This is a genomic window from Stappia stellulata (assembly GCF_020176715.1).
Classification (GTDB): Bacteria; Pseudomonadota; Alphaproteobacteria; order Rhizobiales; family Stappiaceae; genus Stappia.
The window spans coordinates 1-23,402 of sequence record NZ_JAIVMF010000028.1 but is presented as its reverse complement, the minus strand read 5'-3'; the positions used below and the strand labels follow the sequence as shown (position 1 = coordinate 23,402).

The 23,402-nt window shown below is 66.7% G+C and carries 19 protein-coding genes; 10 read left to right on the top strand and 9 right to left on the bottom strand.

What is annotated here, in order from left to right; translation table 11 throughout:
• The first annotated feature begins 832 nt into the window (after nucleotides 1-832).
• The 6 genes from LC092_RS19885 to LC092_RS19860 all read left to right on the top strand — a co-directional run bounded on the left by LC092_RS19885 (nucleotide 833) and on the right by LC092_RS19860 (nucleotide 8,067).
• Nucleotides 833-1,390 (top strand): biotin transporter BioY, encoded by a 558-nt coding sequence (locus LC092_RS19885; protein ID WP_224809357.1) that lies wholly within the window; start codon nucleotides 833-835, stop codon nucleotides 1,388-1,390.
• 49 nt (nucleotides 1,391-1,439) lie between these two features.
• Nucleotides 1,440-2,843, top strand: coding sequence for an AMP-binding protein (locus LC092_RS19880; RefSeq protein WP_263627225.1), 1,404 nt, complete (start codon nucleotides 1,440-1,442; stop codon nucleotides 2,841-2,843).
• Nucleotides 2,840-3,985, top strand: a complete 1,146-nt coding sequence (locus LC092_RS19875; protein ID WP_224809355.1) for an acetyl-CoA C-acyltransferase — start codon at nucleotides 2,840-2,842, stop codon at nucleotides 3,983-3,985. The genes LC092_RS19880 and LC092_RS19875 overlap by 4 nt, the downstream gene beginning before the upstream one ends.
• A 96-nt stretch (nucleotides 3,986-4,081) precedes the next feature.
• The gene (otsB, locus tag LC092_RS19870) at nucleotides 4,082-4,834 is read left to right on the top strand and encodes a trehalose-phosphatase (RefSeq protein ID WP_224809354.1); all 753 of its coding nucleotides are present in this window, start codon (nucleotides 4,082-4,084) and stop codon (nucleotides 4,832-4,834) included.
• Entirely contained in the window at nucleotides 4,835-6,631 is a 1,797-nt protein-coding gene (locus LC092_RS19865; RefSeq protein WP_224809353.1) for a glycoside hydrolase family 15 protein, read from the top strand.
• A gap of 50 nt (nucleotides 6,632-6,681) precedes the next feature.
• Nucleotides 6,682-8,067 (top strand): alpha,alpha-trehalose-phosphate synthase (UDP-forming), encoded by a 1,386-nt coding sequence (locus LC092_RS19860; protein WP_224809351.1) that lies wholly within the window; start codon nucleotides 6,682-6,684, stop codon nucleotides 8,065-8,067.
• A 298-nt stretch (nucleotides 8,068-8,365) separates the two neighbouring features.
• Here LC092_RS19860 and hppD read toward each other — a convergent pair whose 3' ends face one another.
• Nucleotides 8,366-9,478, bottom strand: a complete 1,113-nt coding sequence (gene hppD / locus LC092_RS19855; RefSeq protein ID WP_224809349.1) for a 4-hydroxyphenylpyruvate dioxygenase — start codon at nucleotides 9,476-9,478, stop codon at nucleotides 8,366-8,368.
• Nucleotides 9,479-9,618: 140 nt separating this feature from the next.
• On the opposite strand from hppD, the gene LC092_RS19850 reads away from it, so the two are divergent.
• The 4 genes from LC092_RS19850 to LC092_RS19835 all read left to right on the top strand — a co-directional run bounded on the left by LC092_RS19850 (nucleotide 9,619) and on the right by LC092_RS19835 (nucleotide 13,693).
• Entirely contained in the window at nucleotides 9,619-10,092 is a 474-nt protein-coding gene (locus tag LC092_RS19850) for an Lrp/AsnC family transcriptional regulator (protein ID WP_224809347.1), read from the top strand.
• A 74-nt stretch (nucleotides 10,093-10,166) separates the two neighbouring features.
• Nucleotides 10,167-10,913, top strand: coding sequence for a tellurite resistance TerB family protein (locus LC092_RS19845; protein ID WP_224809345.1), 747 nt, complete (start codon nucleotides 10,167-10,169; stop codon nucleotides 10,911-10,913).
• Between the two features lie 106 nt (nucleotides 10,914-11,019).
• Nucleotides 11,020-12,627, top strand: coding sequence for a GMC family oxidoreductase (locus LC092_RS19840; RefSeq protein ID WP_224809344.1), 1,608 nt, complete (start codon nucleotides 11,020-11,022; stop codon nucleotides 12,625-12,627).
• Between the two features lie 61 nt (nucleotides 12,628-12,688).
• Nucleotides 12,689-13,693 (top strand): DctP family TRAP transporter solute-binding subunit, encoded by a 1,005-nt coding sequence (locus tag LC092_RS19835; RefSeq protein WP_224809342.1) that lies wholly within the window; start codon nucleotides 12,689-12,691, stop codon nucleotides 13,691-13,693.
• Between the two features lie 21 nt (nucleotides 13,694-13,714).
• Here the strand turns inward: LC092_RS19835 and LC092_RS19830 are convergent, their stop codons facing one another.
• From LC092_RS19830 to LC092_RS19795, 8 genes are all read right to left on the bottom strand, one after another.
• Nucleotides 13,715-14,335, bottom strand: coding sequence for a TetR/AcrR family transcriptional regulator (locus LC092_RS19830; RefSeq protein ID WP_224809341.1), 621 nt, complete (start codon nucleotides 14,333-14,335; stop codon nucleotides 13,715-13,717).
• 55 nt (nucleotides 14,336-14,390) lie between these two features.
• Entirely contained in the window at nucleotides 14,391-15,383 is a 993-nt protein-coding gene (gene denD, locus LC092_RS19825) for a D-erythronate dehydrogenase (protein WP_224809340.1), read from the bottom strand.
• 115 nt (nucleotides 15,384-15,498) lie between these two features.
• A complete protein-coding gene (locus tag LC092_RS19820; protein ID WP_224809339.1) occupies nucleotides 15,499-15,780 on the bottom strand; it encodes an SCP2 sterol-binding domain-containing protein in 282 nt (93 codons plus the stop codon).
• A gap of 125 nt (nucleotides 15,781-15,905) precedes the next feature.
• Nucleotides 15,906-17,705: an IlvD/Edd family dehydratase gene (locus LC092_RS19815; protein WP_224809338.1), complete on the bottom strand. Its 1,800-nt coding sequence runs from the start codon at nucleotides 17,703-17,705 to the stop codon at nucleotides 15,906-15,908.
• A gap of 105 nt (nucleotides 17,706-17,810) precedes the next feature.
• The gene (locus LC092_RS19810; protein WP_224809337.1) at nucleotides 17,811-20,054 is read right to left on the bottom strand and encodes a heavy metal translocating P-type ATPase; all 2,244 of its coding nucleotides are present in this window, start codon (nucleotides 20,052-20,054) and stop codon (nucleotides 17,811-17,813) included.
• A gap of 159 nt (nucleotides 20,055-20,213) precedes the next feature.
• Complete coding sequence (locus LC092_RS19805; protein ID WP_224809336.1) at nucleotides 20,214-21,239, bottom strand: ABC transporter ATP-binding protein; 1,026 nt, start codon at nucleotides 21,237-21,239, stop codon at nucleotides 20,214-20,216.
• A complete protein-coding gene (locus LC092_RS19800) occupies nucleotides 21,236-22,225 on the bottom strand; it encodes an ABC transporter ATP-binding protein (protein WP_224809335.1) in 990 nt (329 codons plus the stop codon). Before LC092_RS19800 ends, LC092_RS19805 begins: the two co-directional genes overlap by 4 nt.
• A gap of 194 nt (nucleotides 22,226-22,419) precedes the next feature.
• Nucleotides 22,420-23,337, bottom strand: coding sequence for an ABC transporter permease (locus LC092_RS19795; RefSeq protein ID WP_224809333.1), 918 nt, complete (start codon nucleotides 23,335-23,337; stop codon nucleotides 22,420-22,422).
• Nucleotides 23,338-23,402: the final 65 nt, after the last annotated feature.

Below are 23,402 nucleotides of genomic sequence, written 5' to 3'. Positions count from 1 at the left end.
GCAACGGGTGCTCCCTCATCGGCCTGACGCAGGATGAAGGCGATCTGCGCCTCCGAAAACTTTGACTTCTTCATGGAACTCTCCTTCTCCCGTCAACGGGATCATAATTGGAAAATTCCTGCTCAGAACGATCCGAAAATCGGGAAGCAGGTCACGTTTTTTAGAAAATTGAGGCATCCCCGATGCGGGACGTTTGCGTCTTGAGGCTGAGATACTTGCAAGAGTTGCAAGCTTACGCAGCGTAGCGTCGGCGACACGTTGCAAAACCCCAATCACCGGTTTATCAAGCTTTAGCAAAACCATACCTGCCGGCTGAGTCGGACCGGCGCGCCGGTGGCGGGCGGCCAAATACTGCGGCGATTGTAGTGCTTGCCGATCATGGCATCGCCGTCCGGGCCAACGGGCTTGCGCCGCAATTTTCTGCAAGACGGAAACACGCCGGTCGGATTGCTTTCGCCCCCGCTCGACCCGAATTTTCTGCGTCGCGAGGGAAGGTTCAAGCGGCTTCACTCCGCCCTGCGCCAGCCCGTTCGTGCAAGGCTGCGGGGGGATTTCGCACGCGTATCGCTTGGGAGCCACGATCCCGACGCTCTCATCAGGGGCGCAAAAGGCGGCCTTGGCGGTTCGAACCGGTGCGGTGCGGGCGGGCCTTGCGGAGCCGTTTTCCGGCAGGTATCGGGTGCAATACAGCTGACCCGGCCGGTTTAAAGTGGTTGCGCCTGTGTGCCTGCAGGCCTTAAATACCGCCGATCACGTCGCGGAAGCGCTCGCTGTCCGGGGCGATACCGATCCGGAGCCGGGTCAGGCGCAACAGGCAGGAACAAACCGGTTGATGACGGGTGACCGAAGTCTCGTCTACATCGCGATATTCGCGGCGATCATCGGCGCCCTCGGCGTGGTTCCCGGGCTGACCCTTCCGCTCGGGGGCGGTGTGCCGATCACGCTGCAAAGCCTTGGCATCATGCTGGCCGGGGTGGTGCTCGGGCCGGTCCGGGGCGCGGCAGCCGTTCTGCTGTTTCTGGTTCTGGTGGCCGTCGGCATACCGCTGCTGCCGGGTGGGCGTGGCGGGCCGGGGGTGTTTCTCGGGCCGTCGGCCGGCTTTCTCATCGGCTTTCCGATCGCGGCCTTCGCCTGTGGCGTGGTGATGCGGCTCCTCAGGCACTCGGCGGTCTTTCCGGCCAGTCTTGCCGCGGCGATCATCGGCGGCATCGGGGTCCTTTATTCCTTCGGCATTCCGGGACTGGCGGTCTTTGCGGATCTGTCCATGCAAAAGGCCGCGTTTTTATCGCTCGTCTATCTCCCCGGCGATCTGATCAAGGCGTTCGGCGTCGCCGTGATCGCGGAGGCGATTTCGCGCGGACGCCCGGATGCGCTGATGTCGCGGTTGTGACCGTCGCGGATTGATGGCTTTTGTCGGCGTAACACTTGACGGACATGCAATGCGGAGTGGCGGTGAGACCGCCGTGGCCTGCGGGGGAAGCCGTCTGTCCTGGCAGGATCTTCTGGAGACGACGGGCCGCATCGAAGACGCCCTCGGGCAGCTCGCGGCGCCGGGGGCGCGGATCGGCATTTCGACCCGCCAGCCGTATGAGGCGATCCGTCTGGTGCTTGCCGTGGCGCGCAGCGGTCGTGTTGCCGTCGTCGCCGACCCCGGACAGGCCGGGTTCCCCGAGGCTGATCTTCGCGCTGCGCTCGCCGTGCGGTTCTGGTCGCTTTCAGCGCTCGAGGCGGCGCCGAAGGCGCGCGACGCCGGCGCGCACGATACCGGGACGGCTCGCCCTGAGCCGCCGCGCCCCAATGCATCCGATCCGTTCTACATCGGGCTGACCTCCGGCTCGACCGGTCGGCCGAAAGCCTTCCAGCGATCCCACGGGTCGTGGCTGACGAGCTTTGCGGCCTGCGAGGACACCTTCGGGCTGACGCGCGCGGACCGGGTCGCCGTTCCCGGCAGTCTGTCGCACAGCCTGCATCTCTTCGGCGCGTTGCATGCGCTGCACATGGGCGCGCGTCTCGATCTGAGTACGGGGTTCCGGCCGCGCGGCATCTTGAAGACCATGCGCGCCGCCGGCTCCACCGTTCTCTATGCAACGCCGACCCAACTTGATCTTCTGCTCCGCGCCGCGCGCGCAGGCGGGCTGACCTTCCCCGGTGTCCGGCGCGTGTTGCTGAGCGGGGCGAAGTGGCACGGCAGTGGAGACACGGCCGCCGACGTCTTTCCGGCCGCGCGGTTCCACGAGTTCTACGGCACCTCGGAGACGAGCTTCATCGCGACGCGGGCGGTGGACGATCCCCCGGCGTCGGTCGGCCGTCCCTTTCCCGGGGTTGCGATCGACATTCGCGACGACGCGGGCCGCAGCCTTGCACCCGGCGCGCCCGGGCTGATCCATGTGTCGAGCGCCATGCTGTTCGACGGTTATGTCCTCGGCGGAGATCCCGATACACGGCGTGAGGACGGGTGGCTCAGCGTCGGCGATCAGGGGTTTGTCGATGACGGCGGCCGGTTGCATCTGCTCGGACGCCGGTCACGCATGCTGGTTTGCGCCGGTGTGAATGTGTTTGCCGAGGAAATCGAGGCGGTGCTGCTGCGTCACGACCGTGTGGCAGCCTGCGCCGTCTTCGGGCGTCCCGATCCCTTGCGCGGACAGCGGATCATTGCCGCGATCCGCGCGCGCGATGGATCCGTCTCGCCCGACGTGTTGCGTCGCCATTGCCAGGCGTTCCTCGATCCGATCAAGGTGCCGCGCGCGTTTCACCTGGTAGAGGACTGGCCGCTGACTACCGGCGGAAAGGCGGATCTGGTCACTCTCGCGCAGCGCATCGAACGGCTGGAGAAGGTCACGTGAGTGCCGCCTGGATGATCGCGGCCAGACGCAGCCCGGTCGTGCCGCGCGGCGGTGCGTTGGCGGCACTCGATGTCGATGCGCTTGCTGCGCCGGTGATCCGGGCGACCCTTGTCGATGCGGTCGTGTCGGCGGCGGATGTCGACGAGGTGATTCTCGGAAACGGTCTTTATGGCGGCGGCAATCCGGCCCGTCGGGCAGCCCTTCTTGCCGGGCTTGGCGAGGAGACGCCCGCGCTGACGCTCGACCGGCAGTGCTGTTCGGGCCTGGATGCGATCGCGCTCGGCGCGCGGCTGATCGAAAGCGGGGCGGCGGACTGCGTGCTCGCCGGTGGTGTCGAAAGCTATTCCCGCGCGCCTGAACGACATGCGGTGGATGCGGCGGGGGCGGTGTCATCGACGCCCTATGCCCGACCGCCGTTCACGCCCTGGCCCGACCGCGATCCGGAGATGACGGAGGCCGCGGCAGCGCTTGCCGTCCATCTTGGAATTTCCGCGAAACGACAGGCGGACTGGGCGGTGGAAAGTCACGCGCGCGCCCTTGCGGCCGATCGCGCCGGGGCGCTGTCCCCGGAGCTTGTGGAGATGCCGGAGGCGGCGTGGGACGCCTATATGCGCGCGTTGACCACCAGCACCTGCATGCGCTCGCGCCATCTGGCCGGGGCGGAGGGCTTTGAGGTCCGGGCGGCGACGGCGGCGGTCTCCGCCGATGCGGCGGCGATGGTCTGCCTGGTGTCGGAGCGGTTGCTCTCAAGGCTTGCGTCCGCGTTCTGCTGCAGGATCGAGGGGGCCGCGTCGGCCGGATGCGACCCGGCGCTTCCCGGTCTCGCGCCGGTTGCCGCAACGCGAAAGCTTGCCGCGCGCGACGGCCTCAATCTTGAGACGCTTCAGGTCTTCGAGGTGATGGAAGCCTATGCCGCGCAGGCGATTGCCTGTGTCGATGCGCTCGGGCTCGACACTGACCGGGTGAACCGGAGCGGCGGGGCGCTGGCGCGCGGCCATCCGATCGGGGCATCGGGCGCGATCCTGGCGGTCCGTCTGTTCCACGAATTGCACGGGGAGGAGGCGGGCGCCCGCGGCCTTGCGGCCATCGCGAGCGCAGGCGGGCTTGGCACCGCCTTGTTGTTGCAGCGCGGCGCGGCCTGAAAAAGCGCTCGTCCCGGGCGGGGGGACATTTTGCACCTGCGAAAAAGCACGCCGGCCCGCTTCTCTTCCTGCGCGAGTTTGCGTAGGCTTGGAGCAATGATCACGCCGCCGCCTGTCTCCGACGACCTTGCGTTGTTCCTCGACTTCGACGGAACGCTGGTGGATATCGCTCCGACGCCCGGCGCGGTGCGCCCCGAGACGTCGCTTGTTGCTACGCTTGAGCGGCTGACGACCCATCTCGGCGGCGCCGTTGCCATCGTCAGCGGCCGGCCGATCCGGGAGATCGACGGGTTTCTCGCGCCCCTGCAGTTGCCCGCGGCCGGTCTGCACGGCCTCCAGACCCGGTTTCATGCCGAGGACGAGATCGACAGCGCGCCGGTCGGACCGGAGCTTGCGATCCTGAAGGCCGCGCTCGCAGGAAGCGGTCTGACGGGGCGGGGTGTATCCATCGAGGACAAGGGCGCCGCCCTTGCCGTGCACTACCGCATCGCGCCCGATTGCGAGGAGGCGGTGCTGGAAGTGATGCAGGACGCGATTTCCGAGCTTCCCGATCTTCACCTGGTGCGCGGCAAGATGGTCGTGGAGGCGAAGCCCGCCTATCGCGACAAGGGCTGGGCGGTGACCACCTTCATGGACCAGCCGCCCTTTGCCGGGCGCACGCCGGTGTTCGTCGGCGACGACACCACCGACGAGGACGGAATTCGCGCGACGGAAGCGATCGGCGGCTTCGGCATCAAGGTCGGCGGCGCGGAGAGCCTTGCCCGGTTTCGCCTCGCCGATGTCGCCGACGTTCATCGGTGGCTGGCCGGCGGCCTTCCCTCCCATGTTCATCCCCAAGAGGGCTTGTGAATGATTCCAACGCCTCCCCAGTCCCTTGATCTCGCGATCATTGGAAACTGCTCCTTTGCCGGCCTGATCGACCGGATGGCCCGTGTGGTGTGGTGCTGCCTGCCGCGCTTCGATGGCGATCCGGTGTTTCACGCCCTGCTCGGAACGCGCGGGGAGGAGGGCGACGGCGCCTTCGCCATCGAGCTCGAGGGCGTCGTTCGCAGCGAGCAGGCCTATCTCGAAAACACCGCCGTCGTCGTCACGCGGCTGTTCGACGGGTCGGGAAACGCCATCGAGATCACCGATTTCGCGCCGCGGTTTCAGGCCAAGGGCCGGATGTTCCGGCCCAATGCGCTGGTGCGGCGGGTGCGGGTGATTGCCGGTCATCCGCGCATTCGCGTGCGCTGCCGTCCGCGTTTCGCCTATGGATCGCGCGAGCCGGAGATCACCTTCGGGTCCAACCACGTGCGCTTTGTCGCCAACGGCCTGACGCTGCGGCTGACCACCAATGCGCCCGTTACCTATGTCCGCGATGAAACGCCGTTCCTGATCGACGGACCGCTGTCCTTCTATCTCGGCCCCGACGAAAGCCTCACCGACCACGCGGACCGGCTGTGCCGCGAGTTCGAGGAACAGACGACCCACTACTGGCGCACCTGGACGCGTCGTCTCGGGCTGCCGCTGGAGTATCAGGAGGCGGTCATTCGCGCCGCCATCACCTTGAAACTGTGCACCTATGAGGAGACCGGCGCGATCGTCGCGGCGGTGACGACCTCCATTCCGGAAGCCGCCAACACCGAGCGCAACTGGGATTACCGCTATTGCTGGCTGCGCGACGCCTTCTTCGTGGTTCGCGCGCTGAACTCCCTCTCCGAAATGGAGACGATGGAGAATTATCTTCGCTACATCAACAACATCGCCTCGATGACCAATGGCGATCACGTCCAGCCGCTCTACGGCATCGCCCTGGAAAAGACGCTGACGGAGACGACCGTCGACCTGCCCGGCTATCGCGGCATGGGGCCGGTGCGGGTCGGCAATCAGGCCTATGAGCATTTCCAGCACGACGTCTACGGCAACATCGTGCTCGGCGCCTCGCAGGCGTTTTTCGACAAGCGGCTGCTGCATCAGCCCGGCGTCGACGATTTCGAGCGGCTGGAGACCATCGGCGAGCGCGCCTTTGCGCTCCACGACCAGCCGGATGCGGGTCTTTGGGAACTTCGCACCCGCGCAAGGGTTCACACATCGTCGTCGCTGATGTGCTGGGCGGCCTGCGACCGGCTGGCCAAGATCGCCCGGCAGTTCGGCCGCGAGGAACGCGCCCGGCTCTGGCACGAGCGCGCCGAGCAGATCCGCGCCACGATCCTGAAGCGCGGCTGGAACGACAAGGTCGGCGCCTTCGTGGAGAGCTTCGAGGGCAATGATCTCGATGCCAGCCTTCTGCTGATCGCGGAGGTCGGGTTCCTGCCGGCGAAGGACCCGCGGTTCGTCGCCACGGTGGAGCGTATCGGCGGCACCTTGAAGCGCGGACATCACCTGTTCCGCTATCATGCGGCGGATGATTTCGGCGCGCCGGAAAACGCGTTCAACATCTGTACCTTCTGGTACATCGACGCGCTGGCGCGGATCGGGCGCAAGGACGAGGCGCGGGAGATCTACGAGGCGATGCTCGCCTGCCGGAACCATGTCGGCCTGCTGTCGGAGGACACCACGCCGCAGACCGGCGAGATGTGGGGCAATTTCCCCCAGACCTATTCGATGGTCGGCATCATCAATGGCGCGATGCGCCTGTCGGATGGCTGGGACAGTCTGGTCTAAGCCGCAAGGCTTCGGTGCAGTCCGGGGCGGCGGCCAACAAGGAGAAAAGCATGTCGCGCCTGGTGGTCGTTTCCAATCGTGTCGGTCCGCTGAAGGACACCGGACAGGCCGGCGGCCTGGCCGTGGCCCTGGTCGACACGCTGAACGCGACCGGCGGGATCTGGTTCGGTTGGAGCGGCGAGATCTCCGAGGAAGGCACCTTCGGCAACCTGAAGACCGGCGGCACCAAGAAGGTCGCGCTCAAGACGCTGGACATGACCCAGGCCGACCATGACGAATTCTATGTCGGCTTCGCCAACAAGACGCTCTGGCCGGTGCTGCACTACCGGCTGGATCTCGCCGTCTTCGACCGGCGTCTGGAGGACGGCTACCGGCGGGTCAACGAGCGCTTCGCCTCGCGGCTTCGGCCGCTGATCGAACCGGACGACGTGATCTGGGTGCACGACTATCATTATCTGTCATTTGGGGCGGAGCTGCGCGCGATGGAGGTGAACAACCCCATCGGCTTCTTTCTGCATATTCCCTTTCCCGCTCCGGAAGTGCTGGCGGCCCTGCCGAATGCGGCGACGCTCGCCCGCCGGATGCTGGCCTATGATGTCATCGGTTTCCAGTCGACGCGCGATGCCGCCAATTTCCGCCGCTTCGTCGTGGAGGAACTGGGCGTGCCGGAAGGCCCGGACGAGACGCTGATCGCCGACGGCCGCACGGTTGCCGCAAGGTCCTTTCCCATCGGCATCGATGCGGCCGGCTTCGCGCGCCAGGCGACGACGGTGGAGGCGCGCCGCCAGACGCACCGGATCGAGAAGCTCCTGGCCGGCCGCCACCAGATCATCGGCGTCGACCGGATCGACTATTCCAAGGGCCTGCCGCAGCGCTTCCGCGCCTTCCAGCGGCTTCTGGAGGATTATCCGGAAAACCGCGGGCGGGTCAGCCTGATGCAGGTCGCGCCGCCGTCGCGCTCCGAGTTGGACGCATATGCGGATATCCGAAGCGAGCTGGAAGAACTGACCGGCAACATCAACGGCCGCTTTGCCGATCTTGACTGGACGCCGATCCGCTACATGACGCGCGGCTTCACCCGGCGCGCGCTCGCCGGTATCTACAGGGCAAGCCGCGTCGCGCTGATCACCCCCTTGCGCGACGGGATGAACCTCGTCGCCAAGGAATATGTCGCGGCCCAGCGGGGGGAGGATCCGGGCGTCGTCGTGCTGTCGCGCTTTGCAGGCGCTGCGGAGGGCATGCCGGAGGCGGTGATCGTCAATCCCTATTCGGCCGAAGGGGTGGCGGGCGCGCTGCAGACGGCGCTCAACATGCCGCTCGACGAGCGCCGCGACCGCTGGCAGGCGATCTTCGACCGCATCCAGGAAAACGACGCCGCGGCCTGGGCGAAGTCCTTCCTCGACGCGCTCAAGGCCTATGGCCGGTCGAACGGCTGAACGCGTTCGCAATCGAGTTCAAACAATAAAGGGCGCGGCCATGGCGGCGCCGTGGGGATGATGGCAAGGCCCCGGAAGAGGCGTCCTCCCGGACGCAGCGTGAGCTGCGATCCGGGGATCGGGGAGGCACGGTGTCGCGGGTGGCAACTTCTTAAAACGGATAGGTTTTGGGCTCTCCGATACCGGGTCGCGCTTGCGCTTGCCCGGTATGACGCCGGAGAGCATTCGCCCCCTGCCACCAGTCTGCGGGCGCGGCCATGGCCGCGCCCTTTTTGTTTCGCCCTTGCGAGGAACGCGGTTACTCGGCCGCGTCGGCGCCGATCACGCCGCGGCGGATCTGGTCTTCCTCGATCGATTCGAACAGGGCGCGGAAGTTGCCTTCGCCGAAGCCTTCGTCACCCTTGCGCTGGATGAATTCGAAGAAGATAGGGCCGATGACGGTCTTGGAGAAGATCTGCAGCAGGATTTTGGTCGTGCCGCCGTTCACCACGCCTTCGCCGTCGATCAGGATGCCGTGCGTCTTCATCCGCTCGATCGGCTCGTCATGGCCCTGCACGCGCTCGTGCGAGCGCTCGTAGTAGGTGTCGGGCGGGCCGGGCATGAACTTCAGGCCGTTGTCGGCCAGCCGGTCGGTGGAATCATAGATATTGTCCGTGCCGACGGCGATGTGCTGGATGCCCTCGCCCTTGTACTTCTTCAGGTATTCCTCGATCTGGCTGGTGTCGTCCTTGGACTCGTTCAGCGGGATGCGGATCTTGCCGCAGGGCGAGGTGATCGCGCGGCTGACGAGGCCGGTGATGCGGCCGTCGATGTCGAAGAAGTGGATCTGGCTGAAGTTGAACAGGTCGCGGTAGAAGTCCCACCACTTGTCCATGTTGCCGCGATAGACGTTGTGGGTCAGGTGGTCGAGGTAATAGAAGCCGACGCCTTCCGGCTTCGGATCGCGCTTGCCCCGCCAGTCGAATTCCGCGTCATAGGCGGTGCCGCCGGTGCCGTAGCTGTCGACGAAATAGAGCAGCGAGCCGCCGATGCCGACGATGGCCGGGACGTCGAGCGTCTTGTCGTCGCCCTCATAGGGCGTGGCGCCCTTCGCGACCGCATGATCGAAGGCGTGTTTGGCATCGACCACGCGCCAGGCCATCGACGGGGCGCAGGGGCCGTGTTCGTCGACGAAACGCATGCCGAAGGAGCCGGGCTCCGCATTCAACACATAGGTGATGTCGCCCTGGCGATAGAGCGTGATCGCCTTGCTCTTGTGTTTCGCGACCGGGACATAGCCCATGCGGCGGAACAGCGCGTCGAGCTTTTCCGGCTCGGGATGGGCGAATTCGACGAACTCGAAGCCGTCGGTGCCGGCCGGGTTGTCGTCGGTGACCTTCGCCGGGGGTGCGTCGTGCGGAAAGGGTCCCATGATGTCCTCCTCGAATGCGTTCGTGACTGCGAACATTTTCCCAAGTGTGCCAGACCGGACGCGCACGATGTGTGCAAAGGCGCTTGCGTTGCCGCGTGTGATGCACAAACTGTGCATGATAAGCAATAAAGGTGCGTCCAATGATCGAGATTGACGGGTTCGATACGAAGATCCTCGCGTCGCTGCAGGATGACGCAGCGGTCACGAACCAGCAGTTGGGCGAGCGGATCGGCCTGTCGGCATCGCAGGTGTCGCGCCGCCGGCAGCGGCTGGAGGAGGCCGGCGTGCTGCGCCGTTACAGGGCCGATATCGATCCCGCCTCGGTGGGCTTCACGGTGGTGGCCTTCGTCGGCGTCGCGCTCGATGCGCACAGCCGGCAGAACGCGCGTCGCTTCAAGGATCTGGTGCGCGGCCTGGCGGAGGTGCAGGAAGCGCATGTGATGACCGGCGACATGGACTATCTGCTCAAGGTCGTGGTGCGCGATCTGGCGGCGCTCGCCGATTTCATCAACGAGGACCTTCTGCCGCATGATTCGGTGCGCAACGTGCGCTCCTCCATCGCCATGGAAACATTGAAGGACGACAATCTCCTGCCTTTCGCCACTGCCGGGTGAGTGCCCGCTTGCGCCTTGCGCCTGCCGTCCCCATTTCAGGACCGATGACCCCGCAAGACCGGAGAGACGCCACTATGTTCGACGCGAAACGTTTGCTTGATGAGTTCCTTGGATCAGGCGCTGGCGGCGGCCAACAGGGCGGCAGCGGTCGCGGCGGCGACTATCTGGCACGCGGGCAGGACTATGTGCGCGGAAATGCCGGCGGGTTGGCCGGCGGTGCGCTCGCCGGCGGTCTGGCGGGGCTTCTGCTCGGCACCAAGAGCGGCCGCAAGATCGGCAAGAAGGCCGTGACCTATGGCGGCATGGCGCTGGTCGCCGGGCTTGCCTACAAGGCCTATCAGGGCTACCGCGCCAACCAGCAGGGCACGCAGCCGCCGGCCCGCGACGAGCCGATCCCGCTGGAAGCGCCGCGCGGCACCGCCTTCGATCCGGCCCGGCAGCCCGGCGGCGAGAACCAGTTCGCCGTCACGCTTCTCACCGCGATGATCTCGGCCGCCAAGGCGGACGGTCATATCGACCGCGAGGAGCAGGACCGGATCTTCGCCAAGATCGACGAGGCGGGGCTCGACAGCGAGGCCAAGGCCTTCCTGATGGACGAGCTGCGCGCGCCGCTCGACCTCGACAAGGTCGTTGCCGGGGCAAGCAGCCCGGAAGCGGCGGCGGAGATCTACGCCGCCTCGCGGCTTGCCATCGATCCCGATCATGCGGCGGAAAAGGCCTATCTGCAGATGCTGGCCGCGCGGCTCGGTCTGGAGGCTGGTCTGGTCGACGAGATCGAATACGCCGTGCGCGAGGCCGAGCGCATGGAGGCCGGCGTCTGAGGACATCCGCTTACCGCCGTGGCGCGCGGACGCATCGCCGGTCGTTGGCCTTGACCAGCGGCGCGGCACTGTGCCTCCTATACCCTCAAACGGGTCGGGAGGATCAATGCAAGACCTTGGGCACTGGGACTATGTGATCGTCGGGGCGGGATCCGCCGGCTGCGTGCTGGCGAATCGCCTCTCCGCCGATCCCGACGTGCGGGTGCTGCTCCTGGAAGCGGGCGGCAAGGACGACTACATCTGGATCCATATCCCTGTCGGCTATCTCTATTGCATGGGCAATCCCCGCACCGACTGGGGCTACAAGACCGCGCCCGATCCCGGGCTGAACGGGCGCACGCTGTCCTATCCGCGCGGGCGGGTGCTCGGCGGCTGTTCGTCGATCAACGGCATGATCTACATGCGCGGACAGGCGCGCGACTATGACGGCTGGCGCCAGATGGGGCTGACCGGCTGGGGCTGGGACGACCTGCTGCCGCTGTTCAGGCGCGGCGAGGACCACTATCAGCGCGCCGACGAGATGCACGGCCAGGGCGGCGAGACCCGCGTCGAGAAACAGCGGCTTTCTTGGGAGATCCTCGATGCTGTGCGCGATGCCTGCGAGGAAGTCGGCATTCCCAAGGTGGAGGACTTCAACGGCGGCGACAATTTCGGCTCGTCCTACTTTCAGGTGACGCAGCGCGGCGGCGTGCGCTGGACGGCGGCCAAGGGCTTCCTGCGCCCGGCGGCGTCGCGTTCCAACCTGCGGGTCCTGAGCAAGGCGCAGGTGTCGCGGCTGGAGATCGCGGACGGTCGGATCTCGGGCGTTTCGCTGACGCTCGATGGCGAGCCCGCGCATGCGCATGTGGATGGTGAGCTCGTGCTGTCGGCCGGCGCCATCGGCTCGCCGCAGCTGCTGGAGCTTTCCGGCATCGGCGATCCGGCGGTGCTCTCCCGCCATGGCATCGCGCCGCTGTGCGAGCGCCCCGCCGTCGGCGCCAATCTGCAGGACCACCTGCAGATCCGAACGGTCTTCAAGGTGCAGAACGCCACCACGCTCAACCAGCTTGCCTCCACCTGGTTCGGCAAGGCCAAGATTGCGGCCGAATATGCGCTGAAGCGCTCCGGCCCGATGTCGATGGCGCCGAGCCAGCTTGGCGTCTTCGCCAGGTCCGATCCGGCGTTTGAGACCGCCAACATCGAGTATCACGTGCAGCCCCTGTCGCTCGACCGTTTCGGCGAGCCGCTGCACCCTTTCCCGGCGATCACCGCAAGCGTGTGCAACCTGCGCCCGGAAAGCCGGGGACATGTGCATATCACCTCGCCCGATCCGGCCGCCCATCCGGAAATCCGTCCGAACTATCTGGCAACGGAAGGCGACCGCAAGGTCGCCGCCGACAGCATTCGTCTGACCCGCAAGATCATGCAGGCCAGGGCGCTGGAGCGCTATTTCCCGGTGGAACACCTGCCGGGATCGGCGGTCAACAGCGACGAGGATCTGGCGCGCGCTGCGGGCGACATCGGCACCACGATCTTTCATCCCGTCGGCACCTGCCGCATGGGGTCGGACGACGCGTCTGTCGTCGACGAGCGGCTGCGGCTGCGCGGGCTTGGCGGTCTGCGCGTCGCCGATGCCTCGGTGATGCCGGCCATCACATCGGGAAACACCGCGGCGCCCACGATGGTGATTGCCGAAAAGGCGGCCGACATGATCCGCGCGGACCGGCGGGCGTGACCGGCGCGCGACCAACGGTCTGTTGTGGCCGGCGGCACGCCCCGTATCCTGGAGGACGTCCATGAAAGCCTTTGCAAGGGCCGTTGTCGCGGCCGCCTGCCTTGCCGTCGGCGCACCGGCGATTGCCGAGGAGTGCCAGAGCGGCGAGACGGTCATCAAGTTCAGCCACGTGGTTTCGCCGAGCGGGCATCCCAAGGGCGATGCGGCGACGCTCTTGGCGAAGCGCGTCAACGCGGAGATGGACGGAACGGCCTGCATGCAGGTGTTTCCCAACTCCGAGCTCTACGACGACGACAAGGTGATGGAGGCGCTGCTTCTGGGCGATGTCCATCTCGCGGCGCCGTCGCTGTCGAAGTTCGAGGCCTATACGCTCAAGTTCCGTCTGTTCGACCTGCCGTTCCTGTTTCAGGACCTGGCGGCGGTCGAGCGGTTCACGCGCAGCGAGGCCGGCCGGGGCCTGCTCACCGCCATGACCGATGTCGGCTTTCTCGGCCTGGGCTACTGGACCTCGGGGTTGAAGCAGTTTTCCGCGAACACGCCGCTGCTCGTGCCCGGCGACGCGGATGGGCTGACGTTTCGGGTGCAGCCTTCCGATGTGGCAGTGGCGATGATCGAGGCGCTGGGCGCGCGCGCGCGCAAGCTTGCGTTCAGGGATGTCTATCACGCGCTGAAGAACAATGTCGTCGATGGACAGGAAAACTCCTGGTCGAACATCTACACCCAGAAGTTCCATGAGGTGCAGGACGGGGTCACGGAGACCAATCACCAGCTTCTCGCCTATCTTCTCGTCACCTCCAACGGATGGCTGAAGGGGCTTGATCCGGATGTGCGCGACCAGCTTCTGACGATCATCAAGGAGGTCACCGAGACCACCAACGCGGCGGTTGCCGAAAAGGAAGCGACAAACCGGCAGCGGATCATCGATGCGGGCACGCAGATCCGCATGCTCAACCAGGAGCAGCGCAAGGCGTGGGTCGCGGCGATGAAACCGGTCTGGGATCTGTTCGAGGTCGGCATCGGCGCCGATCTCATCAGTGCCGCGCAGACCGCCAACATCGACGGCTGAGCGAGCGGCCGGGCCTTTGCCTCAGGCGCGGATGCCTTCAAGCAGCAGCACGACAAGGTCCTCCGCCTCCTCTGCGGAGGCCGGCGCCCGCGCGGTGCGCACAAGCGCGGGATGACGCAGGCAGAGCGTGGCGTTGTCGATCGCCCTTGCCGCCGCGGCGGCGTCTCCTGTGGCGAACACCCCTTGCGCCATGCCCTCGACCAGAACGGCCTCGATCCGCGCCCGGCAGGCATCGGCGTGAGCGCCCATCGCGCCGACCGCCCGCTCCGACAGGGCGGCATAGGCGGCAAAGCCTTGCGGGTCTTCACCTGCGCGCGCGCCCGTCTCGTCGCCCAGGGCAAGGATATAGGCGGCGAGCCGGTCCGCCGGCGCGGAGACCGAGGCGATGGCGGCATCGAGCGCCGTCTCGATCTCGCCCAGCCAGGCGGCCATCACCGCCTCCAGCAGCGCGGCCTTGCTGGGATAGAAGCGGTAGATGTTGGAATGGGACATGCCGAGGCGCCGGGCGATTTCCGTGACCGTGACATGGTCCGGCCCGCTGGCGCGCAGCAGCTCGGCCGCGGTTGCCAGCGCCCGTGCCGCCGTGTCCGGCGCGGCGGCCGGCCCTGATCGTGCGGACGAACCCTGCCTGTCTTTCCTCATTGCACCATATTGGCCGGCAGTCCGCCTCGCGATCAATGCAAAAGGCGGGAGAGGATCACATCAGCACCGCATCCGACCCGATCCCGGCGTCCTCCATATAGGCGCGCACCACCGTCTCGAAATCCGGGTCCGGCTGGAAGCCGAGCGCTTCGGCGCGGGCGGCGTCGAAACTGCGCGGCCATCCCGCGACGATACGGGCAATGACCGGATCCGGCTCGCGGCGGATCAACTGCGTGCGGGTCGGTCCGGCGATGCGGGCCAGCGTCTCGATTTCCTCGGCGACCGTGATGCGCAGGCCCGGCATCGTCAGGCTGCGCTGGGCGCCGAGCGCCTGCGTGTCGAGGGCGGCGGCATGCATGAGATAGCCGGTGGCGGCGCGCGGGCTGGCGATCCAGTGGGCGGTGTCGTCATCGACCGGAAGGATCGCCTCCTCGCCGTTCAGCGGCTCGCGGATGATGCCGGAGAAGAAGCCGGAGGCAGCCTTGTTGGGGCGGCCGGGGCGCACGACCACGGTCGGCAGGCGGATGCCGATGCCGTCGATCAGGCCGCGACGGCTGTAGTCGGCGAGAAGCAGCTCGCACATCGCCTTCTGGGTGCCGTAGGAGGTCAGCGGCGTCAGGTGGTGGGTGTCGGGAATGGGATCGGGCAGCGGCGCGCCGAAGACCGCCAGCGACGAGGCGAAGACCACGCGCGGGCAATAGCCGCCGCCGATGTCGCGGATCGCATCGAGCAGCCGGCGGGTGCCGTCGAGGTTGATCTCGTAGCCTTTCTCCATCTCCGCTTCCGCCTCGCCGGACACGACGGCCGCGAGATGAAAGATCACGTCCGGCTTGTGCGCGACAAGGGTTTCGGCCGCGCCCGGGCGGGAGAAGTCGCCGGCGATGCTGGTCACCGGCATGGCGAGCGTTTCCGGCGGCTGCGGCGCCACCATGTCCGACAGCGTCATGCGGGTGATCTCGCGCCCGCCGAGCAGGCCGCCGCGCGCGAGGGTCTCGACAAGCTTGCGGCCGAGCATGCCGGCCGCCCCCGTCACCAGCACATGTACCATTCCAGCGTCTCCCTGCTGTCGTCTCCTGCCCCATACGAAGGCCACCCGTCGCCGGGCGTCAAGGGGAGAGCGCGAGGAAACGGCCCGCGCGGCTGGCGCGGGCACCCGCTGATCTTCAGACGATGCTGCCGAGTTTCATGGCGACGCTCATGTCGCCGTCGACCTTGATCTTGCCGGTCATGAAGGCCGTGGTCGGATTGAGCTCGCCGGCCAGCAGGCTTTCCAGATTGTCTTCCGAGATCCGGATGGTGCAATCGGCGTCCTTGTCCTCGTTGGAGACGTTCGCGCCCTCGACGAAGATCACGCCGGCTTCGCCGCAATCGAATTTCACCGTGTCGGAAATGCCGCCGCCCGCGACCTTGCCGCGGATCTTTTCGGTGAGTTCGTTCAATGCCATGTCTGGTCTCCCGGTTGATGCCTGTTAAGGGCAAGAGTGATCGTGGCAACCAAACATGACGCTTACGTAATCGTCAATAAAAATGCGCCGCCACTGGCCTCTTGTCGCAGGTGGCGGCGCGGGGCTCAATGGTTGTGGCGCGGGATGCCCCTTGTGTGGGCAATGTCGCGATAGGCCGTTGCGCCCTTCAGCACCATCCCCTTGTCGAACTGCTCGACGAGGGCGCGCTGGATTTCCTGCCAGGGGGTCTGGTGATCGGGATATTTGAACCCGCCGGCAGCAGCGAGCGCCTTGCGGCGTTCTTCCAGTTCGTCCGTCGATATCAGGATGTCGGCGGTTCCCTTTTTCAGGTCGATGCGCACCCGGTCGCCGCTCTTCAGGAGCGCCAGCCCGCCGCCGGCGGCGGCCTCGGGGGCGGCGTTCAGGATCGAGGCGGAGCCGGAGGTGCCGGACTGGCGGCCGTCGCCGATGCAGGGCATGGCATGGATGCCGCGTTTGATCAGCGCCGCCGGTGGCTGCATGTTGACGACCTCCGCGCCGCCGGGGTAGCCGATCGGCCCCGAGCCGCGAATGAACAGCAGGCAGTATTCGTCGATGTCGAGATCCGGGTCCTCGATGCGGGCGTGATAATCCTCCGGTCCCTCGAAGACGACGGCACGGCCCTCGAAGGCGTCGGGGTCGTCCGGGTTCGACAGGTAGCGGTCGCGGAACTCCTTCGAGATCACGCTGGTCTTCATGATCGCGCTGTCGAAGAGATTGCCCTTGAGATTGAGGAAGCCGGCCTTGTCGACCAGCGGGTCGGACATCGGGCGGATCACGCGCGGGTCGAGGTTTTCCACCTCCCGGCAATTGTCGCCGAGGCTCCGGCCGTTGACCGTGAGCGCTTGCGGGTGCGGCAGGGCATTCGCCTTCATCAGCTCCGCGATCACCGCCGGGACGCCGCCGGCGTGGTGATAGTCCTCGCCGAGATATTCGCCGGCCGGCTGCATGTTGACGAGCAGCGGCACGTCGTGGCCGACCTCCTGCCAGTCGTCATTGTCGAGCGGCACGCCGAGGTGGCTGGCGATGGCATTGAGGTGGATCGGCGCGTTGGTCGAGCCGCCGATGGCGGAGTTCACCACGATGGCGTTCTCGAAGGCCGCGCGGGTCATGATGTCGGAGGGTTTGAGGTCCTCCCAGACCATGTCGACGATGCGCTTGCCGGTCTCATAGGAGACCTGGGCGCGCTCGCGGTAGGTGGCGGGAATGGCGGCAGCACCCGGCAATTGCATGCCGAGTGCCTCGGCGAGCGAATTCATCGTCGTCGCCGTCCCCATGGTGTTGCAATAGCCGACCGAGGGCGCGGCCGAGGCGACCCGGTCCATGAAGCCGGCGTAGTCGATCTCGCCGGCGGCGAGCATCTCGCGCGCCTTCCACACGATGGTGCCGGAGCCGGTGCGCTCGCCGCGGTGCCAGCCGTTCAGCATCGGCCCGACGGAGAGCGCGATGGCCGGAATGTTCACCGTTGCCGCCGCCATCAGGCAGGCGGGCGTGGTCTTGTCGCAGCCGATGGTCAGCACCACGCCGTCGATCGGATAGCCGTGCAGCAGTTCCACCAGCCCCAGATAGGCGAGGTTGCGGTCGAGCGAGGCCGTCGGGCGCTTGCCGGTCTCCTGGATCGGATGGACGGGAAACTCGAAGCAGATGCCGCCGGCCTCGCGGATGCCCTCGCGCACCCGCTTGGCAAGCTCGATGTGATGACGGTTGCAGGGCGACAGATCCGAACCGGTCTGGGCGATGCCGATGATCGGCTTGCCCGACTGCAATTCCTCGCGCGTCAGCCCGTAGTTCAGGTAGCGCTCGATATAGAGCGCGGTCATGCCGGGATCGGCCGGGTCGTCGAACCAGGCGCGCGAACGCAGGCTTTTGGGATCTTTCGCGGACATTGCAGGGTCTCCGGCAGGAAAAGGAAAATGCGGCTCCCATTTGTATGACAAATCGGGAGCCGCACTGGCAAGCGCGAAGACCTGCTTTGCCGAAAGCGAAGAGGCTCAGCCCGCGCGCGGCTTCCAGCGCCGCAGCAGCGCGGCATTGGTGACGACGGAGACGGAGGAGAGCGCCATTGCCGCGCCGGCGAAGGCCGGCGTCAGCAGCCCGAAGGCGGCGAGCGGCAGGCCGACGACGTTGTAGATGAAGGCCCAGAACAGGTTCTGGCGGATCTTGCGCACGGTGGCGCGCGACACCAGCAGCGCATCGGCAACCAGATCGAGCTTAGAGCGCATCAAGGTGATGCCGGCGGTTTCCATGGCAACCTCGGCGCCGGAGCCCATGGCGATGCCGATGTTGGCGGCGGCGAGCGCCGGGGCATCGTTGATGCCGTCGCCGATCATCGCGACGATCTTTCCTTCCGCCACGAGCGCTGCGACCGTTTCCGCCTTGCCGTCCGGCGCGACGCCGGCGATCACCCGGTCGATCCCGAGCTGTGCGGCCACGGCGCGTGCCACCGTTTCCGTGTCGCCGGTCAGCATCACCGTTTCCACGCCGGCTTCGGCCAGCCGCTCCAGGGTGCGCGGGGTCTCGTCGCGCACCGTGTCGGCCATGGCGATGACGCCGATTGCGCGGCCGGCGATGGCAATGGTCGCGCAGGTCTTTCCCTGTGCCTCGAACTCGCGCGACATCTGCTGCGTCAGGAAGGCGTCGACGCCCTGCGCCTCCATCAGCCGGCGGTTGCCGATGGCGACCGTCTCGCCGGCGATTTCGACGACGATGCCCTGTCCGGGCACGGCGCGGAATTGCGTCGGCTGGGTCAGCGTCAGGCCGCGCTCCTTCGCCTTGCCGATCATCGCCCGGGCCAGCGGATGCTCGCTCGGCAGCTGCGCGCTTGCGGCGATCAGCAAGAGCCGGTCCTCGTTGCGGTCGAAGGAGCGGATGTCGGTGACCTGCGGCTCGCCGCGCGTCAGCGTGCCGGTCTTGTCGAAGATGGCGGTGTCGACATTATGCGCCACTTCCAGTGCCTCGATGTCGCGGATGAGGATGCCGGCGCGCGCCGCCGCGCCCGTTCCCGCGACAAGGGCGGTCGGCGTGGCCAGTCCGAGCGCGCAGGGACAGGCGATGACGAGCACGGCGACCGCCGCGCCCACCGTCGCATCGAGGCTTGCGCCAGACAGCCACCAGCCGGCGAAGGTCGCGAGCGCGATCAAGACGACGATCGGCACGAAGACCGCCGACACCCGGTCGACCAGCTTCTGCACCGGGGCCTTGGCGCTCTGGGCGTGTTCGACCAGGCGGATGATCGCGGAGAGCTTGCTGTCGGCGCCGAGCGCGGTGGCCTCGACCGTCAGCGCGCCGGAGCCGTTGATGGTGCCGCCGATCACCTCGTCGCCGGGCGCCTTGGCAACCGGAAGGCTCTCGCCGGTGACGAGAGATTCGTCCAGTTCGCTCTCGCCGCTGACCACCCGGCCGTCGACGGGCATGCGCTCGCCCGGCTTGACCACGATGTGATCGCCGTGAAAGAGCGCCTCGACGGATACGGTCTCGAGCTCGCCGCCGCGCAGGCGATGGGCGGTGAGGGGGCGCAGCTGCGTCAGCGCGCGCACCGCCGCCGTCGTGGTGCGCTTGGCGCGGGTTTCCATCAGCTTGCCGAAGAGGATCAGCGTCAGGATGACGGCGGAGGCCTCGAAATAGAGGTGGCCCGGATCGCCCGGCCAGGCCTGCACCGTCAGGACCAGGCTGTAGGCCCAGGCTGCCGTGGTTCCGAGCACCACGAGCACGTCCATATTGGCGCCGCCGCTTCTGAGCGCCTTCCAGGCGCCGACATAGAAGCGCTTGCCGACGAGCACCTGCACGAAAGTGGCAAGCACCGCCTGCACCCAGGCCGGCGGCATGATCGCCACGCCGAAGGTCATGCCGACCATGCCGGCGACCATCGGCGCGGTGGCGATCGCCGCGACGACGAGCAGGACAAGCGTCGTCTTTTCCTCCGAACGGGCGCGGGCGTCCTGTTCGTCCTGGCGGCGGCGTTCTTCCTCGAAGCTGCTGGCGCGGCGTTCGGCGGTGAAGCCGGTCGCTTCAACTGCTTCGATCAGCGTCGTCGCGTCGAGGCCGGCATCGGTTTCCACCTGCGCCGTTTCCAGCGGCAGGTTGACCGCGGCGCGGACGACGCCGGGGGTGCGCGACAGCACCTTCTCGATGCGCGCGGCGCAGGCGGCGCAGGTCATGCCGCCGATGGCGAGCTGTATGGTGGCGGTCGGTGCATCATCCGCAGTCTGCGGAAGGGCGGCGGTGGCTTGGGCCATGGGTATCTCCGGCCCCGTCTCGATACGGGGGATGGTCTGGAAAGGGCGGCACGGGCGCGTCGCGCCGGGCGCGGGACGCGCGCAGGCGCCGGACCGCCAAGGTTCAGCCACACATGAGACTTCCAGTCACGGCAAGGTCAAGAGGCAAAAGACGCGGCCTCAGACCGTGGTCCGGCCTTCCTCCACCGCGTGGCAGGCAACGCCCGTGTCGCCGACCTGACGGAACTGCGGAAACTCGCGCGAACACCGCTCGTTGGCAAGTGGACAGCGCGGATGAAACGCGCAGCCCGACGGCGGGTTGATCGGATTGGGGATCTCGCCTTCCACCGGGCGGCGCGGCTTGCCGGTCATCTCCAGGTCCGGGATCGCCTCCAGCAGCATGCGCGTATAGGGATGCTGGGGCGTCTTGAACAGCGTCCGGCTTTCCGCGACCTCCACCAGCCGGCCGAGATACATCACGCCGATGCGCTTGGCCATGTGGCGCACGACCGCGAGATCGTGGCTGATGAAAAGGTATGTCAGGCCGAACTCGTCCTGCAGGTCGCGCATCAGGTTCAGGATCTGCGCCTGCACCGAGACGTCGAGCGCGGAGGTCGGCTCGTCGCAGACCAGGAACTCCGGCTTGGAGGCCAGCGCACGGGCGATGCAGATGCGCTGGCGCTGGCCGCCGGAAAACTCATGCGGATATTTGGCGCCGTCGCGCGGATGCAGGCGCACCAGTTCCAGCAATTCGCCGACCCGTTTGGAGATCGCCTCCTCGGAGCTCTCCATCTTGAAGGCGCGGATCGGCTCGGAAATGATCCGGTCGACCCGCCAGCGCGGATTGAGGCTGGCATAGGGGTCCTGGAAGATCATCTGGATGCGCCGGCGCAGCTCGCGCATTTCCACGCCCGCCTGCCGGCGCGAGCGCATGTCGACGCCCTCGATGCGGATCTCGCCGGCACTGGCCTCCAGCAGGCCGACCACCATCTTGGCGACCGTGGACTTGCCCGAACCGGATTCGCCGACGAGCGCGAAGGTCTCGCCCTTGGTGATCGAGAAGGAGATGTCCTTGGCGGCCCGGAGCAGCGCGCGCGGCGAACGCTCCAGCACCCGGTTGAGCCAGGGCTTGGAGACGTCGAAGGTGCGCGAGAGGCCCGAGACCTCGACGACGGGTTGAGGGGCGGGCTGAGCGGGGGATGTCATCGTCCGGCGGCCTCTTCTGTCTCGGACACTTTCCAGCAGGCGGCGCGGCTTTCGCCGGCCTGCACCAGGTCGGGGCGGTCGCGATAGCATTTGTCCATCACCAGCGAGCAGCGCGGATTGAAGGCGCAGCCTGCGGGAATGGAATCGAGCCGCGGCATCGATCCGGGGATCTGGGTCAGGCGGTCGTGATCGCCGGTCAGCGAGGGGATCGCCCCCATCAGGCCGACGGTATAGGGATGGCGCGGCGCCTTGATCACGTTGCGCACGGGGCCGATCTCGGCGATCCGCCCGGAGTACATCACCGCGACGCGGTCGGCGGTTTCGGCGATCACGCCCATGTCGTGGGTGATCAGCATCACCGCCGTGCCATGGTCGCGGCACACCCGCTGCAGCAGGCGGATGATCTGGGCCTGCACCGAGACGTCGAGCGCGGTGGTCGGCTCGTCGGCGATCACCAGTTCCGGTTCGGCGCAGAGCGCCAGCGCGATCACAACGCGCTGGCGCATGCCGCCGGAGAACTGGTGCGGATAGGCGTTCAGCCGGTCGGCGGCGGCGGGAATGCCGACCTCCTCCAGAAGCGCCACGGCGCGGTCGCGCGCCTGGCGTTCCGACACCGGCAGGTGGGTGAGGATCGTCTCGATGATCTGCTCGCCGACGGTGAACAGCGGATTGAGGCTCGTCAGCGGGTCCTGGAAGATCATGCCGATCCGCTTGCCGCGGATCTTGCGCATGGCCTGTTGCGACAGGTTGTCGATGCGCTCGCCCTTCAGCAGGACCTCGCCGCCGGCGATGCGTCCGGGAGGTTCGAGCAGGCCGATCACGGCGGTGCCGGTGATCGACTTGCCGGCGCCGGATTCGCCAACGACGCCGAGCACCTCGCCTTCCTTGAGGTCGAAGGAGATGCCGTCGATCGCCTTCAGGATGCCGCGCCGGGTCGGGAACTCGACCCTGAGATCGCGGACGGAAAGAAGCGGAGTTTGGGTCATCGTGTCTGTGATCCCGTCACATGTGTCCTCCAGTGGAGCGAATTTGACATTTGAATCCCGTTTGCGGCGAGGCTCCTGATCAAATGTCAAATTCATAAGCTCCACTGAAATCATATATTGATCTAGTGGTTCTCTTGATTCCGACATTTGCTTCGGCGGTGCTGCACGGGGAGGCAAATGTCGGAATCAAACCACTAGCGAAGCTTCGGATTCAGCGCGTCGCGCAGCCAGTCGCCAAGCAGGTTGACGGCGAGCACGAGCACGGCCAACGCGAAACCGGGGAACATCGCGATCCACCATTCGCCGGAGAACAGGAAGTCATTGCCAATCCGCACCAGGGTGCCGAGCGAGGGCTGCGTCGGCGGAATGCCGACGCCGAGGAACGACAGCGTCGCTTCGGTGATGATCGCAAGGCCCAGGTTGATGGTCGCGATGACGAGCACCGGGCCGATCACATTGGGCAGCACATGGCGGATCATGATGAGGAAGCGGGGGATGCCGATCAGGCGCGCGGCCTGGACGTATTCCTTGTTGCGCTCCACCAGCGTCGAGCCGCGCACGGTCCGGGCGAACTGTACCCAGAACGACAGCGCGATGGAAAACACCAGGATCCAGAAGGCGAAACGTTCGCGGTCGAGATTGCCGAAGAGGGCACGGGCGACGCCGTCGACCAGAAGCGCGATCAGGATCGCCGGGAAGGTGAGCTGCACCTCGGCAATGCGCATGATGACAGCGTCGACCTTGCCGCCGACATAGCCGGCGATCAGGCCGAGCATCACCCCGACGATGGCTGCGAAGAACACCGACAGGAAACCGACGGCGAGCGAGATGCGCGCGCCGTAGAGAATGCCGGAGAAGACGTCGCGGCCCTGATCGTCGGTGCCCAGGATGAAGCGCGGGTCGGAATACTCCATGCCGAGCGGCGGGAGCCGGGCGTCGAGAATGGAGATCGTCGCCAGGTCGAAGGGATTGTGCGGCGCGATCCAGGGCGCGAAGGCTGCCCCTGCGAAGAACACCAGCGTCACGATGGCGGAAAGGATCGTCACCTTGGAGCGCAGGAAGGAATAGAGGATGTCACTGTCGAGCGCGCGGGCAAGGCGCCCGCGCGGCATCAATTTCCGCCACGCGCTGAAAAACACGCTGGTGCCGGTGATCACCATCACCGGTCTGCAGGTCG